This window comes from Pseudomonas sp. LABIM340, assembly GCF_040017195.2.
GTDB lineage: Bacteria > Pseudomonadota > Gammaproteobacteria > Pseudomonadales > Pseudomonadaceae > Pseudomonas.
Genome location: NZ_CM200227.1, coordinates 3,298,265 through 3,313,079 on the forward strand (window position 1 = coordinate 3,298,265; position 14,815 = coordinate 3,313,079).

Below are 14,815 nucleotides of genomic sequence, written 5' to 3' on the forward strand. Positions count from 1 at the left end.
CGGATGCAGTAGGCTGCCGGAAATATCCCATAACAATAACGACAGAGCCCCCGATGTCCCACGAGCTCAGCCAGCTGCGCAAATTCGTCTCGCCAGAGATCATTTTCGGTGCCGGATGCCGGCACAATGTCGCTAATTACGTGAAAACCTTCGGCGCCCGCAAGGTCCTGGTCGTGTCGGACCCCGGTGTAGTCGCCGCCGGCTGGGTTGCCGATATCGAGGCCAGCCTGGCCGCCCAGGACATTCCCTTCTGCCGTTACACCGAGGTGTCGCCCAATCCGCGTGTGGAAGAAGTCATGCGCGGCGCCGACGTCTACCGCAGCGAAGGCTGCAACGTGATAGTCGCGGTCGGCGGCGGCAGCCCGATGGACTGCGCCAAGGGCATCGGCATCGTCGCCGCCCACGGCCGCAACATCCTCGAGTTCGAGGGCGTGGACACCCTGCGCGTGCCCAGCCCGCCGCTGATCCTGATCCCCACCACCGCCGGCACCTCCGCCGACGTCTCGCAGTTCGTGATCATCTCCAACCAGGACGAGCGGATGAAGTTCTCCATCGTCAGCAAGGCGGTGGTGCCCGACGTGTCGCTGATCGACCCGGAAACCACCCTGACCATGGACCCGTTCCTCTCCGCCTGCACCGGCATCGACGCGCTGGTGCATGCCATCGAGGCGTTCGTTTCCACCGGCCACGGCCCGCTCACCGACCCCCACGCGCTGGAGGCCATGCGGCTGATCAACGGCAACCTGGTGCAGATGATCGCCAATCCGGCGGACATCGCCCTGCGCGAGAAGATCATGCTGGGCAGCATGCAGGCGGGGCTGGCGTTCTCCAACGCGATCCTCGGCGCGGTGCACGCCATGTCCCACAGCCTGGGCGGCTACCTCGACCTGCCGCACGGGCTGTGCAACGCCGTGCTGGTGGAGCACGTGGTGGCCTTCAACTACAGCGCCGCGCCCGAGCGCTTCAAGGTGATTGCCGAGACCTTCGGCATCGACTGCCGCGGCATGAACCATGCGCAGATCCGCCAGCGCCTGGTGGAACACCTGATCGCCCTGAAGAATGCCGTGGGCTTCCACGAAAGCCTCAGCCTGCATGGCGTGGGCAGTTCCGACATTCCCTTCCTCTCGCGCCACGCGATGCAGGACCCGTGCATCCTCACCAACCCTCGCGAGTCCAGCCAGCGCGATGTCGAGGTGGTGTATGGCGAGGCCCTCTGACGAGCAGCAGCAACAGGCCCTGGCCGGGCTGCTCGGCCTGGGCAGCCATTCCGCGCGCAAGAGCCACTACCCCGAGCTGGTGGCGCGGCTGGACGAGCTGGAAGCCGAGCGCAACCGCTACAAATGGCTGTTCGAACACGCCGTCCACGGCATCTTCCAGGCCAGCCTGAGCCAGGGCCTGCGCGCCGCCAACCCGGCGCTGGCGCGGATGCTCGGCTATGACGACCCGCAGCAGGTGCTGTGGAACCTGCAGGACATGGCCAGCCAGCTGTTCGTCGGCGGCGAGGCGGAGATGCGCCGCATCCGTGCGCTGCTGCGCGAGCGCGACGGCCTGTTCGGCTACGAGACGCGCCTGCGACGCCGCGATGGCAGCCATGTCATCGTCCTCATGAACCTGCTGATCAAGCCGGACGAAGAAGGCCTGGTGGAAGGCTTCGTCGCCGACATCACCGAGCGCGTCCAGGCCCAGCAGCGCCTGCAGAGCCTGAACGAAGAACTGGAGCAGCGTGTCGCCGAGCGCACCCGTGAGCTGGAGGGACTGAACCAGCAGCTGCGCGAGGCCCGCGACGCCGCCGAGGCCGCCAACAACAGCAAGGACAAGTACCTGGCCGCCGCCAGCCATGACCTGCTGCAGCCGTTGAATGCTGCGCGCCTTCTTGTGTCCACCCTGCGCGAACGCAAGCTGCCGAACGCCGAACAGGTGCTGGTGGAGCGCACGCACCAGGCGCTGGAAGGCGCCGAGGACCTGCTCACCGATCTGCTGGAAATCGCTCGCCTGGACCAGAGCGCGATCCGCCCGGACCTGGATGTCTATCCGCTGGACGAACTGCTCGGCCCGCTGGTCTCGGAGTTCGATGAAGTGGCCCGCGCCGCCGGGCTGCGCCTGCGCTCACGGATTCCCGCTCTGGCGGTGCGCACCGATCATCGCCTGCTGTCGCGCATCCTGCGCAATTTCCTCAGTAACGCCTGCCGCTACACCGAGCGCGGCAGCGTGATGCTCGCTGCGCGCCGGCGCGGTGATAGCGTCAGACTGGAAGTCTGGGACACCGGGCGGGGGATTCCGGCGGACCAGCTGCAAGCCATCTTCCTCGAATTCAACCAACTCGATGCCGGCCGCGCGGCCAACCGCCGGGGTGTCGGGCTGGGGCTGGCGATAGTCGACCGCATCGCCGGCATCCTCGGTTGCCGGGTGCAGGTGCGTTCGGTGCCGGGACGTGGTTCGGTGTTCTCCCTCGAGGTGCCGCTGGTGCGCGACCTGCTGCAGCCGGGGCTGGTGGAGAGCGGCCCGCGCCCGGTGACCGGCGACCCGCTGCCGGGCCGGCGCCTGCTGGTGATCGACAACGAGGAAGCGATCCTCGCCAGCATGGCGGCGCTGCTCGGCCAGTGGGGCTGCGAGGTGCTGGTGGCGACCAGCTACGAGGAAGCGCTGCAGGCGCTGGACGGCAAGGCACCGGAAGTGATCCTGGCCGACTACCACCTCGACCATGGCCGCACCGGCTGCGAGGCGGTGCGTGGGTTGCGCGAGTATTTCCGCTGCGAGCTGCCGGCGCTGATGATCAGCGCCGACCGCAGCGATGATTGCCGCCGTGCGTTGCAGCGGCTGGGGATGCCGCTGCTGAACAAACCGGTGAAGCCAGGCAAGCTGCGCGCGACGCTGAGCGTGCTGCTGACTCATTGAAGCCGTTCAGCCGTCCTTGCGCCCGAGCATGCCGTTGACCTTGTCACGCAGCGCGTCGATGGAGAAGGGCTTGGCGATCATCGACATGCGCGTGGCCAGCTCACTGCCATCAATGTGGACGATCTCGGCGTAGCCGGTGGCGAACAGGATCGGCAGCTCCGGCCGCGCCTCGCGTGCAGCCACGGCCAGTTCCTCGCCGTTCATGCCCGGCAGGCCGACGTCGGTGAGCAGCAGGTGGATGGCGGTTTCGCCCTGCAGGATCGGCAGCGCCTCCTCGGCGTCCTCGGCCTGCAGCACCTGGTAGCCGATCTCCTCCAGCACTTCCACGGTGAGCATGCGCACCAGGTCGTTGTCCTCTACGACCAGCACGCACAGCTGCTTGTTGGCCGGTTCATTGTGGGGCGTAGGGGCGTCGGGAATGCTGACCACTGAGGTGCCTCTCGGGAAATAGAGTGTGACGCAGGTGCCCTGGCCGGGTTCGCTGCGCAGGCGGATGTGCCCGCCGGATTGTTTGATGAAGCCGTAGACCATCGACAGGCCCAGCCCGCTGTTGGGGCCGATGCCCTTGGTGGTGAAGAAGGGGTCGAAGACGTGGGTCAGGGTCGCCTGGCTCATGCCCTGGCCGTCGTCCTGCAGGGAGAGGGCGAGGTAGTCGCCGGCCGGCAGGTCGTGGTCGCCGCTGACGATCTCCTGACGCTGCAGGCTGATCTCCAGGCGGCCGCCGCCGGGCATGGCGTCACGGGCGTTCTCCACCAGGTGGAGCATGGCCTTGTGCAACTGGTCGCGGTCGGTCAGGACGCTCTGCGCATCGTTCAGGGTCAGCGTCAGTGCGACATCCGGTCCGGCCCGTTCGATCAGCTCGTCGTGCCAGTCGCGCAGTTGCTGGCCGAGGTCCACCGGGTGCATGGCCAGCGCCTGACGACGGGCAAAAGCCAGCAGGTTGTGGGTCAGCTCGGCGGCGCGCTCGGTGGCCCGGGTGGCGGCATGGAGGATGTGGCTGAGCTCCGGCTGGGAGTTGGCTGGCGCGCGGCGGGTGATCAGGTCGAGGCTGAAGCGAATGCTCGCCAGCAGGTTGTTGAAGTCATGGGCGATGCCACCGGTGAGCTGGCCGACGGCTTCCATGCGCTGGGCGTTGAGCAGCGCGGTCTGCGCCTGCTCCAGCAGTAGTACGCCGCGCTTCTGTTCGGTGATATCGCGGCCGCAGCCGTAGATCACCCCGTTTTCCTCGGTGGCGTGCCAGGAAATCCAGCGGTAGCTGCCATCGGCGTGGCGCAGGCGGTTCTCGAAGTGCTGCAGGCGCTCACCACGGGCGAGGGTGGTGCGTATGTCGATGCTCGGCGCGAGATCGTCCGGGTGCACCAGCTCTTCGCTGTTGCGGCCGGTGAGCTGCTCCTCGCTCCAGCCCAGCAGGCTGCCCCAGGCCGGGTTGACGTTGAGCAGCACCCCCTGGTGATCGAGCACGCAGAGCAGGTCCTGGCTCACCGTCCACACGCGGTCGCGCTCGCGGGTGCGCTGGAGGGCTTCCTCCTGTACTGCGGCCTTCAGCCGGCGCTCTTCCGTACGTTGGCCGGCGGCGGCGAGGGCATGGCCGAGAAGGGCGGCCAGTTCGTTGAAGAAGGTCGCGTAGTTCTCGTCCAGGCGCCGCCGCGGGCTGATGCCAAATACCGCCAGACCGTCTGCGTGGCCATCCAGCGGGGTGGCGTAGGTGCTGTCGAGCACTTCCGGCCAGGGCGCGAAGGCGCGCACGTACTGGCTGCCCAGCGGCGACTGGTGGGCGTCCTTGAGGCCGTTGAACAGGTGCAGGGGGTCGTCGTCCAGCGTCAATTGCGCGGGGGCGAAGTGATCGCTCGTGTCGGTGCCGCAGGCGCCGAGCAGGGTGCCGGCGTGGTAGAGCAGGCAGAAGGGCACGTCGTGGATGGCTTCGGCGAGCAGGGCGAAGGCCAGGGCGCAGATCTGCGCGCTGTCGTCGGCCTGCCCGAGGCGTTCCGCCAGGCGGGTCAGCAGGCGCTGGCGGCGTTGCGCGATGACGTTGCCGGTGGTCTCTACGGCGGTGTTGAACAGGCCGATGGGCTTGCCGTCCTGGCCGAAGATCGGGCTGACGTTATAGGTGAAGTAGGCTTCCTCGACGTAGCCGAAACGCACCATGGGCAGCAGGCGGTCTTCCTCGTGGGCGGCCACGCCGGTCTGCAGGATGCCGTTGTACATGGGGTCGAGGATCGACCAGATGTCCGACCAGGCGACGTGCGCCGGCTGGCCCAGGCAGGCGGGATGCTTGTCGCCGGGGATGGCGCTCCAGGCGTCGTTGTACAGCAGGATGAATTCCGGGCCCCAGTAGATGCACACCGGCAGACGCGAGTTGAGGCCGACTTCGAGGATGCCCTTGAGTGTGGCCGGCCACTGGTCCATCGGACCGAGCGGCGTGGTCGCCCAGTCGTACTGGCGGATCAGCGGTGCCATGGCGCTGCTGCTGTTGAGAAAGTCGCCCTGGCCCTGCACTGGCGAAATGGGGGTTTCCCCCGGGGAGCTTGGCATCGAGCAAACCCTGCGACCGATTGATCTTCTGTTCCTTGTCGGACGTTGGAAAGGCGCACCGGGAGATAATTCCACTTTTCTCCAGGCTTATTCCGAGAAAACTTCGAACGTCCCGCAGGAGTGGCTGTCAATTCGCCAGCTGGTGTGTAGCCTACAACGCTTAACGTTATTATTTCTGCAGTTTTAAGAACGTTCTTACAATAACTTCAAATACTTACCTGGCTTCTGTCGCAATCTCCGCCATGCCGGTCGAGTGCATCCAGGGAAGAAAGACCATCAGGGATCCCGCAGATGAACCAGAAAGCCATCGCCGACGAAAGCGCCTTCCGCCGCATCCTCGCGCGCAACATGGCGCTGCCGCTGGGCATCTGCCTGCTGGGCGCGGTGCTGTTCATCGGCCTGATCCTGTACATGCTCGACGTGCTGGGCTGGGTCGAGCACACCGACCGGGTGATCTCCAGCGCCAACGAGATGCAGCGCCTGAGCGTGGACCAGGAGAGCGGCCTGCGCGGCTTCCTGATTACCGGTGACCCGGGCTTCCTCGAGCCGCTGGAGCAGGCACGGCCGCGCATCAATTCCGGCCTCAAGAGCCTCTCGGAACTGGTGGCGGACAACCCGCCGCAGGTCGAGCGCGTGGGACGCCTGACCTCGATGCAGGACGAGTGGATGGCCTTCGCCCAGCAGATGATCGAGCAGCGCCGCCAGGGCCAGGACACCTCCGACGCCATAAAGGCCGGGCGCGGCAAGAGCATGATGGACGCGATCCGCGCCCAGTACGCCTCGCTGATCAACACCGAGCAGCAGCTGCGCCACGACCGCAACCAGTTCGCTTCCAGCCTCTCCACCGGCGTGGTCATCCTCTACCTGGTGTTCAGCATCGTGGTCGGTACGCTGCTGGCGTACTTCGGCCGCCGGCAGCTGGTCAGCCTGTCCGAGTCCTATGCCGAATCCCTGCGTCGCCAGGTGCAGCACAACGAAACGCTGGCGCGCCAGGCCTGGCTGCGTGATGGCCAGAGCCGCCTGGGCGAACAGTTGATCGGCCAGCAGTCGCTGCCGACCCTCGGGCGCAGCCTGATGGAATTCCTCGGCGAGTTCGTCGCCTCCCCGGTGGGTGCGCTCTATGTGCGCGATGATCGTGGCGGCCTGCGCCTGTCCGGCACCTTCGGCTTCGCCACCAGCGCGCTGGGCGAGGACTATTTCGCCCCGGATGAAAGCCTGATCGCCCAGGCCGCCCGCCAGCGCAAGCTGCGGGTGGTCGACGGCCTGCCGCCGGACTACCTGAAGGTCAACTCGGCGCTGGGCAACGGCCAGCCGGTGAGCGTGGCGCTGCTGCCGCTGCTCAACGATGGCGGCGTGGTCGGCGTGCTGGAGCTGGGCTTCCTGCGCCAGCTGGAAGAGCGCGACCAGGCCTTCCTGCAGAACGTCGGCGAGACGCTCGGCAGCGCCATCGCCGCCGCCCAGCACCGCCAGCGCCAGCAGGACCTGCTGGCGGAGACCCAGCAGCTCAACGAAGAACTGCAGGTGCAGCAGGAGGAGCTGAAGACCGCCAACGAGGAACTGGAGGAACAGTCGCGGGTACTCAAGGAGTCCCAGGCGCACCTCGAGGCCCAGCAGGCGGAACTGGAGCAGACCAACGAGCGCCTCGCCGAGCAGACCCAGGAGCTGGCCGCCCAGCGCGACGATCTCGACGGCAAGAACACCGAGCTGAACCAGGCGCGCCTGGACCTGCAGGGCCGCGCCGACGAGCTGCAGCGTGCCAGCCGCTACAAGTCCGAGTTCCTCGCCAACATGTCCCACGAGCTGCGCACGCCGCTCAACAGCTCGCTGATCCTTGCGCGCCTGCTGGCGGACAACGAACAGGGCAACCTGGACGATGAGCAGGTGAAGTTCGCCGAGTCGATCTACGGCGCCGGCAACGACCTGCTCAACCTGATCAACGACATCCTCGACATCTCCAAGGTCGAGGCCGGCAAGCTGGAAGTGCGCCCGGAGAACGCCAGCGTGCGGCGCCTGGTGGAGGCGCTGGAAGGGCTGTTCCGCCCGCAGGCCGACAACAAGGGCCTGCGCTTCGTTGCCGAAGTCGCCGAGGATGCCCCGGCGCTGCTGTTCAGTGACCGTCAGCGGGTCGAGCAGATCCTCAAGAACCTGCTGTCCAACGCCTTCAAGTTCACCGACAGCGGCGAAGTTGCTCTGCGCGTAAGCGCCGCGCCCGAGGGGCTGCGTTTCGATGTGCGTGACAGCGGCATCGGTATCGCCGAGGACCAGCTCGCGCGCATCTTCGAAGCCTTCCAGCAGGCCGATGGCGCCACCAACCGCCGCTACGGCGGCACTGGCCTGGGTCTGTCGATCTCCCGCGACCTCGCGCACCTGCTGGGCGGCAGCATCATCGTCAGCAGCGAGCCGGGCAAGGGCAGCGTGTTCAGTCTGCTGTTGCCGCTGAATTACCAGGCGCCGGCCGAGGACGAGGCGGTCAGCGCGCCCGCGCCGATCGTTGCGATTGCCCCGGCCGCCATTGCGCCGCCGGTGGTGCGTGCACCTGCTGCCGCGGCCTTCGCCGACGACCGCGAACAGGTCAGCATCGGCCAGCGCTGCGTGCTGGTGGTGGAAGACGAGCCGAAGTTCGCCCGCATCCTCTATGACCTGGCCCGCGAGCTGGGCTATCGCTGCCTGGTGGCCATGGGCGCCGAGGAAGGCCTGCGCCTGGCCGACGAGCACGGCCCGGACGCCATCCTGCTGGACATGCACCTGCCCGACGAATCCGGCCTCGCCGTGCTGCAACGCCTGAAGGCCAACCCGCGCACCCGCCATGTGCCGGTTCACGTGGTCTCCGTGGAGGATCGCAGCGAAGCGGCCCTGCACCTGGGCGCCATCGGCTATGCCTTGAAACCCACCACCCGCGAGCAGCTGCGCGAGGTGTTCGGCAAGCTGGAGGCCAAGCTGACCCAGGAGGTAAAGCGCATCCTGCTGGTCGAGGACGACCCGCTGCAGCGCGACAGCGTCTCGCGCCTGATCGGCGACGACGACATCGAGATCACCGCGGTGGAGCAGGGCGAACAGGCCCTGGAGCTGCTGCGTCGCAACATCTACGACTGCATGATCATCGACCTCAAGCTGCCGGACATGCAGGGCAACGAGCTGCTGCGGCGCATGGGCGAGGAAGACATCTGCTCGTTCCCGCCGGTGATCGTCTACACCGGGCGCAACCTCACCCGCGACGAGGAAACCGAGCTGCTCAAGTACTCGCGCTCGATCATCATCAAGGGCGCGCGCTCGCCCGAGCGCCTGCTCGACGAGGTGACGCTGTTCCTGCACAAGGTCGAGTCGCAGCTGTCCAGCGAGCGGCAGCGCATGCTGCGCACCTCGCGCAACCGTGACCGGGCCTTCGAGGAGCGGCGAATCCTGCTGGTGGACGACGACGTGCGCAACATCTTCGCCCTCACCAGCGCCCTGGAGCACAAGGGTGCCCGCGTGGAAGTGGCGCGCAATGGCCGCGAGGCCCTGGAGAAGCTCGGCGAGGTCGGCGACATCGACCTGGTGCTGATGGACGTGATGATGCCGGAGATGGACGGCTACGAGGCGACCCGCCTGATCCGCCAGGACGCGCGCTGGAAGAAACTGCCGATCCTCGCGGTGACCGCCAAGGCGATGAAGGACGACCACGAACTGTGCCTGCGCGCCGGCGCCAACGACTACCTGGCCAAGCCCATCGACCTCGACCGCCTGTTCTCCCTGATCCGGGTATGGCTACCCAAGCTGGAGCGCATCTGACATGCCTGATCGCAGCCAGGACATCGAGCTGCGCCTCCTGATCGAGGCGATCTACCTGAAGTACAGCTACGACTTCCGCGACTACTCCGGCACCTCGCTCAAGCGCCGCGTGCTGCATGCCACCCAGCTGTTCGAGTGCCGCAGCATCTCGGCGCTGCAGGAGCGCATCCTGCACGACCCGCACGCCTTCCATGAGCTGTTGCAGTACCTGACCATCTCGGTGAGCGAGCTGTTCCGCGACCCCAGCTACTTCCTCGCACTACGCCAGGAAGTGGTGCCGGTGCTGCGCACCTATCCGTCGCTGCGCCTGTGGGTCGCAGGCTGCAGCACCGGCGAAGAGGTGCATTCGCTGGCCATCCTGCTGCACGAGGAGGGCCTGCTCGAACGCACGCTGATCTACGCCACCGACATCAATCCGCGCTCGCTGGAGCAGGCGCGGCGCGGCATCTACGCGGTAGAGGACCTGGCACAGGCCAGCGAGAACTACCGCGCCGCCGGCGGCAAGGGCTCGCTGTCGGACTACTACACGGCGGCCTACGACGGGGCGTTGTTCGACAAGATGCTGCGCGCCAACGTGACCTTCGCCGACCACAGCCTGGCCACCGACAGCGTGTTCTCCGAGACGCACCTGATCTCCTGCCGCAACGTGCTCATCTACTTCAACCGCCAGTTGCAGAACCGTGCCATCGGCCTGTTCCACGAATCGCTGTGCCACCGGGGCTTCCTCGGCCTGGGCAGCAAGGAAAGCCTGGACTTCACCGACTTCGCCTCGGAGTTCGAGGTGGTGAATCGCCGTGAACGGGTGTTCCGCAAGCGATGAGCGCGCAACGCAGCATCCAGGCCGTGGTCATCGGCGCCTCTGCAGGCGGCGTGGACGCGCTGTTCCAGCTGTTCGACGGGTTGCCGGCGAACTTCGCCCTGCCCATGGTGGCGGTGCTGCACCTGCCGGAAAACCACGAGAGCCAGCTGGTCGACCTGTTCGCCCGGCGCCTGGCGATCCCCGTGGAGGAGGCCCGTGACAAGGCGCCGGTGGAGGCGGGCACGCTGTACTTCGCCGCTGCCGGGTATCACCTGTCCATCGAGCGGGAGCGTAGTTTTGCGTTGAGTCGCGAGGCGCCGCGGAATTTCTCCCGGCCGTCCATCGACATCCTTTTCGACTCGGCGGCGGACGCTTACCGGGAGAATCTCGCCGGCATCCTGCTGACCGGAGCCAATCAGGACGGCGCCGAAGGGCTGGCGCATATCCACCGCGAAGGCGGGCTGAGCATCGTCCAGGACCCGGCCGAAGCCGCCGTGTCCACCATGCCGGAGGCGGCCATTGCACTGCACGCCCCGGACCACATTCTTCCGCTGCGTGAGATTCACGCGCTACTGACCCGAATGGGCACCCGACATGCTGCGTAACCAGGGAAGCAAACTGCTGATCGTCGACGACCTGCCGGAGAACCTGCTGGCGCTGGAGGCGTTGATCAAGGGCGAGGGGCGCGAGGTGTTCAAGGCCTCCTCGGCGGACGAGGCGTTGTCGCTGCTGCTGGAGCACGAATTCGCCCTGGCGCTGCTCGACGTACAGATGCCCGGCATGGACGGCTTCGCCCTGGCCGAGCTGATGCGTGGCACCGAGCGCACCAAGAACATCCCCATCGTCTTCGTCACCGCCGCCGGGCGCGAGCAGAACTACGCGTTCAAGGGCTACGAGAGCGGCGCAGTGGACTTCCTCTACAAGCCGCTGGACAACCACGCGGTGCGCAGCAAGGTGAACGTCTTCGTCGATCTGTATCGCCAACGCAAGGTGCTGGCACGGCAGCTGGAAGCGCTGGAGCTGGCGCGCAGCGAGCAGGACGCGCTGCTCGCCGAGCTGCGCGAGACCCAGGTGGAGCTGCAGCGCGCGGTGAAGATGCGCGACGACTTCATGTCCATCGTCTCCCACGAGCTGCGCACGCCGCTCAATGGCCTGATGCTGGATACCCAGCTGCGCCGTCTTTACCTGTCCAAGGGCAAGTTGGAGCACTTCGCGCAGGACCGCCTGGGCGTGCTCTTCGAGCGCGATGAGCGCCAGCTCACCGGGTTGAACCGGCTGATCGAGGACATGCTCGACGTCTCGCGCATCCGCACCGGCAAGCTGTCGATCCGCCCGGAGCCGGCGAACCTGGCTGATATCGCCCGCCGCGTGCTGGGCAACTTCGCCGTGCAGGCCCAGGCGGCCGGCTGCGAACTGAGCCTGGAGACGCCCGAAGCGGTAGAAGGCGTGTGGGACGCCTACCGCCTGGAGCAGGTGATCAGCAACCTGGTCAGCAACGCCCTGCGCTACGGCCCCGGCCAGCCGGTGGAGGTGACGGTCGCGGTGGCGGATGGAAGGGCGCAACTCTGCGTGCGTGACCATGGCGACGGCATCAGCGCCGAAGAGCAGCGGCGCATTTTCCAGCAGTTCGAACGGGGTGCCGGCGCGGCCGGCGTGGCCGGTCTGGGCTTGGGCCTGTACATCTCCGAGCAGATAGTCCAGGCCCACGGCGGCCGCATCGAGGTGCACAGCGAGCCGGGGCAGGGCGCGGCGTTCAGCCTCTATCTGCCGCTGGACTGATTGCCGGTGCTCCCTGCCGACGCGCCGCCTCCCGGCGTTCCGCGCGGCGCCTGAGCTTCTTCGCACGCCGCTCCAGCCACAGGTAGACCAGGCAGGCGAGCAGCAGCGGGATCAGGAAATACAGCACCCGGTAGCCGATCAGCGCGGCCACCAGTTCGCCGCGGGAGAAATGGTCGTGCAGCACCGTGATGAACACCGTCTCGATCACCCCCAGCCCCGCCGGAACGTGCAACACGACGCCGGCGATGCTGCTGATCATCAGGGTCGCCAGCACTTCCGGGTAGCTGGCCGAGGACGGTAGCAGGCTGTAGATCAGCAGTGCCATCATCGACCAGTTGCTGGCCCCGGCAAGGCCCTGCAGCGCTGCCAGGCGCCAAGTGGGAAGGTTCAGCCGGTAGCGCTTCCAGCCCCAGGCGCGGCGGCGGGCGAAGCGGCAGGCCAGCAGGTAGGCAGCGCCCAGCAGCAGGAGCAACACGCCGATGGCGCGCAGGCCGCTCTGGCCCAGCGACCAGCTCTCCGGCAGGTTGGGGAAGCCGCAGACGAACAGCACGCCGGCCAGCAGCAGGTAGCCATACCAGTTGGTGATCAGGCTGAAGGTGAGGATGCGCGTGATGTCCCCCGTGCTCATACCCAGGCGTCCGTAGAGGCGGTAGCGCAGGGCGATGGCACCGACCCAGGAGCTGAGGTTGAGGTTGAACGCGTTGCACACGAAGGCCACGGTGAACACCCGGCGCACCGGCAGCGGATGGCCGATGTAGTAGCGGCTGAGCACGTCGAAGCTGCTGAAGATGCCGTAGCTGCCAAAGGCAATCAGCATCCCCAGCGCCAGGGTGCTGAGCCTGTATTCGCGCAGCAGGCGGAACACCTCGTTCCAGTCGGTGGCGCGCAACAGCAGGAACAGCAGCACCGGCAGGGCGATCAGCAACAGGACGTTGAACGCCCGATTGGCCAGCTTCCAGAAGCGCTTGTGGTTCATGGTTGCACCTGCGACTGGCCGGGCCCATCGTCGACGCTGGCGGGGTGGAGTATCTGCCGGTGTGCCGGCAGCTGCCCGGCGATGGCCGGGAAGTGGCGCAGGAAGTGGAAGCTCAGGAATACCAGTGGCGCGCGCCACCAGGAGCCGCGCCGGGCGTACTGGCGGGTGACGCGGCGGCAGCTGTCGACGGCCAGGCGCTGCAGGTGCTCGTCCAGGCCGCTGGCGAAAGCCTCGTCCTCGATCATCAGGTTGCCTTCCAGGTTCAGCGACAGGCTCAGCGGGTCGAGGTTGCTGGAACCGACCGTGGCCCAGCGCCGGTCCACCACGGCGACCTTGCCGTGCAGCGGGCGGTCGCAGTACTCGTAGATTTCCACGCCGTCGCGCAGCAGCGTGTCGTAGAGCAGCTTGCTGCACAGCCGCACCAGCGGCATGTCCGGCAGGCCCTGGAGGATCAGCCGCACCTTCACCCCGCGCCCGGCCGCATCGCGCAGCGCGCGGAGCAGGCGATAGCCGGGGAAGAAGTAGGCATTGGCGATCAGCAGCCGCTCTTTCGCCTGGCCGATGGCGCGCAGGTAGTGCTGCTCGATCTCGGTACGGCGGTGGAGGTTGTCGCGGATCGCCAGGCAGGTCCGGCACGGGCCGGCGGGGCCGCCAGGGTTCACGGCGTCGGCGGCGGGAATGTCACCGCCCTCAAGGTGAGGAGCAGGGCTGAGCAGCTCCAGGCAGGCGCGGCGGATATCATCCACGCCGGGGCCTTCGACTCTCACCGCGTAGTCCTGCTTGGCCATGGCGCCGAAGTCGGCCAAGTGGTCGGCGCAGAAGTTGATGCCGCCGACGAAGGCCACGGCACCGTCCACCACCACGTGCTTGCGGTGCAGGCGGCGGAACAGGTTGGTGCGCATACCCAGCAGCAGCGGCTGCGGGTCGTACAGGTGCAGGCGTACACCGGCGTCCAGCAGGCCGCCGAGGAAGTTCGCGTCGAGGTCCGGCGTGCCGTAGCCGTCCACGATCACTTCCACACGCGCTCCGCGCCTGGCCGCCTCGATCAGGGCCTGGCGCAAGCCCCGGCCCACCTTGTCGTCGCGCAGGATGAAGGTTTCCAGCAGCACCTCGCTGCGGGCGCTGTCGATGGCGCGCAGGACGCTGGGAAAGAAGTCCTCGCCGTTGATCAGCAGTTCTACCCGGTTGCCGTCGCGCCACACCTCGTTCATAGCGAGACCTCGGTGAGCAGCGGCAGGTGGTCGGAGAGATGGGGCCAGGGTTTGCGGTTGAGCACTTCGCTCAAGGTGACCTTGAGGTGGCGCACGTAGATGCGGTCCAGGCGCAGCAGCGGCCAGCGCGCGGGGAAGCTGCGCGGTTCGCCGCCACGTTCCGGGAACGCCGGGCGCAGCCCGCAGCCGGCGAGAATGCCGGTGGCGCGGCAGCGCCAGTCGTTGAAGTCGCCGGCAACCACCACCGGGTCGTTGGCCGGCAGCTCGTCGACCAGGCTGCACAGCAGTCGAAGCTGCTTTTGCCGTTGCGATTCGTGCAGCCCCAGGTGCACGCACACCGCGTGCAGCGCGCGTTCGCCGGGCAGTTCGATGCGGGCATGGAGTAGGCCGCGTTCCTCCGTGCCGGCCACTGAAATGTCACGGTTGTCCCAGCTGCGGATGGGCAGGCGCGAGAGCAGGGCGTTGCCATGGTGCCCCTCGGGGTAGACCGCGTTGCGCCCGTAGGCAAAGGCCGGCCACATGCTGTCGGCGAGGAATTCGTACTGCGGTGTCGGCGGCCAGTCGGAGTGGCGCTCGGCGTGCAGCTGGTGCTCGCCGTGGACTTCCTGGAGGAATACCAGGTCCGCCGAGGTGGCGCGCACCGCGTCGCGCAGTTCGTGAAGGATGAAGCGACGGTTGAAGGCGTTGAAGCCCTTGTGGGTGTTCACTGTGAGCACGCGCAGCAAGGTGCCGGCCTGCGCCTGGGCAAGGCTCTGCGGACCGGCCTCGGCCTGGGTCATGTGCTTCCTCCCCATGGAGTGGATGTTCCGACACCGGGCCTGCCCTTGGCGACTTCGGGCCGCGGCGCCTACTGGT

The 14,815-nt window shown here is 67.2% G+C and carries 11 protein-coding genes; 7 read left to right on the plus strand and 4 right to left on the minus strand.

Features of this window, described 5'->3' with window-relative positions:
• Window positions 1-53: 53 nt before the first annotated feature.
• A complete protein-coding gene (gene ercA / locus ABKS89_RS15215; protein ID WP_348589958.1) occupies window positions 54-1,217 on the plus strand; it encodes an alcohol dehydrogenase-like regulatory protein ErcA in 1,164 nt (387 codons plus the stop codon).
• Window positions 1,201-2,895 (plus strand): PAS domain-containing hybrid sensor histidine kinase/response regulator, encoded by a 1,695-nt coding sequence (locus ABKS89_RS15220; RefSeq protein WP_348589959.1) that lies wholly within the window; start codon window positions 1,201-1,203, stop codon window positions 2,893-2,895. The genes ercA and ABKS89_RS15220 overlap by 17 nt, the downstream gene beginning before the upstream one ends.
• A gap of 6 nt (window positions 2,896-2,901) precedes the next feature.
• On the opposite strand, the gene ABKS89_RS15225 is transcribed toward ABKS89_RS15220, so the two are convergent.
• Window positions 2,902-5,352: an ATP-binding protein gene (locus tag ABKS89_RS15225; RefSeq protein WP_348589960.1), complete on the minus strand. Its 2,451-nt coding sequence runs from the start codon at window positions 5,350-5,352 to the stop codon at window positions 2,902-2,904.
• Here ABKS89_RS15225 and ABKS89_RS15230 point away from each other — a divergent pair.
• From ABKS89_RS15230 to ABKS89_RS15250, 5 genes are all read left to right on the plus strand, one after another.
• Complete coding sequence (locus ABKS89_RS15230; RefSeq protein WP_348589961.1) at window positions 5,351-5,614, plus strand: hypothetical protein; 264 nt, start codon at window positions 5,351-5,353, stop codon at window positions 5,612-5,614. The two genes, ABKS89_RS15225 and ABKS89_RS15230, sit on opposite strands and share 2 nt — an antisense overlap.
• Window positions 5,615-5,718: 104 nt before the next feature.
• Window positions 5,719-9,195: a response regulator gene (locus tag ABKS89_RS15235; RefSeq protein WP_348589962.1), complete on the plus strand. Its 3,477-nt coding sequence runs from the start codon at window positions 5,719-5,721 to the stop codon at window positions 9,193-9,195.
• Window position 9,196: 1 nt separating this feature from the next.
• Window positions 9,197-10,015 (plus strand): CheR family methyltransferase, encoded by an 819-nt coding sequence (locus tag ABKS89_RS15240; RefSeq protein ID WP_138215791.1) that lies wholly within the window; start codon window positions 9,197-9,199, stop codon window positions 10,013-10,015.
• Complete coding sequence (locus ABKS89_RS15245) at window positions 10,012-10,599, plus strand: chemotaxis protein CheB (protein WP_348589963.1); 588 nt, start codon at window positions 10,012-10,014, stop codon at window positions 10,597-10,599. Before ABKS89_RS15240 ends, ABKS89_RS15245 begins: the two co-directional genes overlap by 4 nt.
• Window positions 10,589-11,773 (plus strand): hybrid sensor histidine kinase/response regulator, encoded by a 1,185-nt coding sequence (locus ABKS89_RS15250; protein ID WP_348589965.1) that lies wholly within the window; start codon window positions 10,589-10,591, stop codon window positions 11,771-11,773. The genes ABKS89_RS15245 and ABKS89_RS15250 overlap by 11 nt, the downstream gene beginning before the upstream one ends.
• Here ABKS89_RS15250 and ABKS89_RS15255 read toward each other — a convergent pair.
• Genes ABKS89_RS15255 through ABKS89_RS15265 form a run of 3 tightly spaced genes read right to left on the minus strand, consistent with a single transcriptional unit; the run spans window position 11,748 to window position 14,739 of the window.
• On the minus strand, window positions 11,748-12,749 hold the full coding sequence (locus ABKS89_RS15255; RefSeq protein WP_348589966.1) for a lysylphosphatidylglycerol synthase domain-containing protein: 1,002 nt from the start codon (window positions 12,747-12,749) through the stop codon (window positions 11,748-11,750). The two genes, ABKS89_RS15250 and ABKS89_RS15255, sit on opposite strands and share 26 nt — an antisense overlap.
• Complete coding sequence (gene clsB, locus ABKS89_RS15260) at window positions 12,746-13,960, minus strand: cardiolipin synthase ClsB (protein ID WP_348589968.1); 1,215 nt, start codon at window positions 13,958-13,960, stop codon at window positions 12,746-12,748. Before clsB ends, ABKS89_RS15255 begins: the two co-directional genes overlap by 4 nt.
• On the minus strand, window positions 13,957-14,739 hold the full coding sequence (locus ABKS89_RS15265) for an endonuclease/exonuclease/phosphatase family protein (RefSeq protein ID WP_348589969.1): 783 nt from the start codon (window positions 14,737-14,739) through the stop codon (window positions 13,957-13,959). Before ABKS89_RS15265 ends, clsB begins: the two co-directional genes overlap by 4 nt.
• Window positions 14,740-14,815 lie beyond the last annotated feature (76 nt).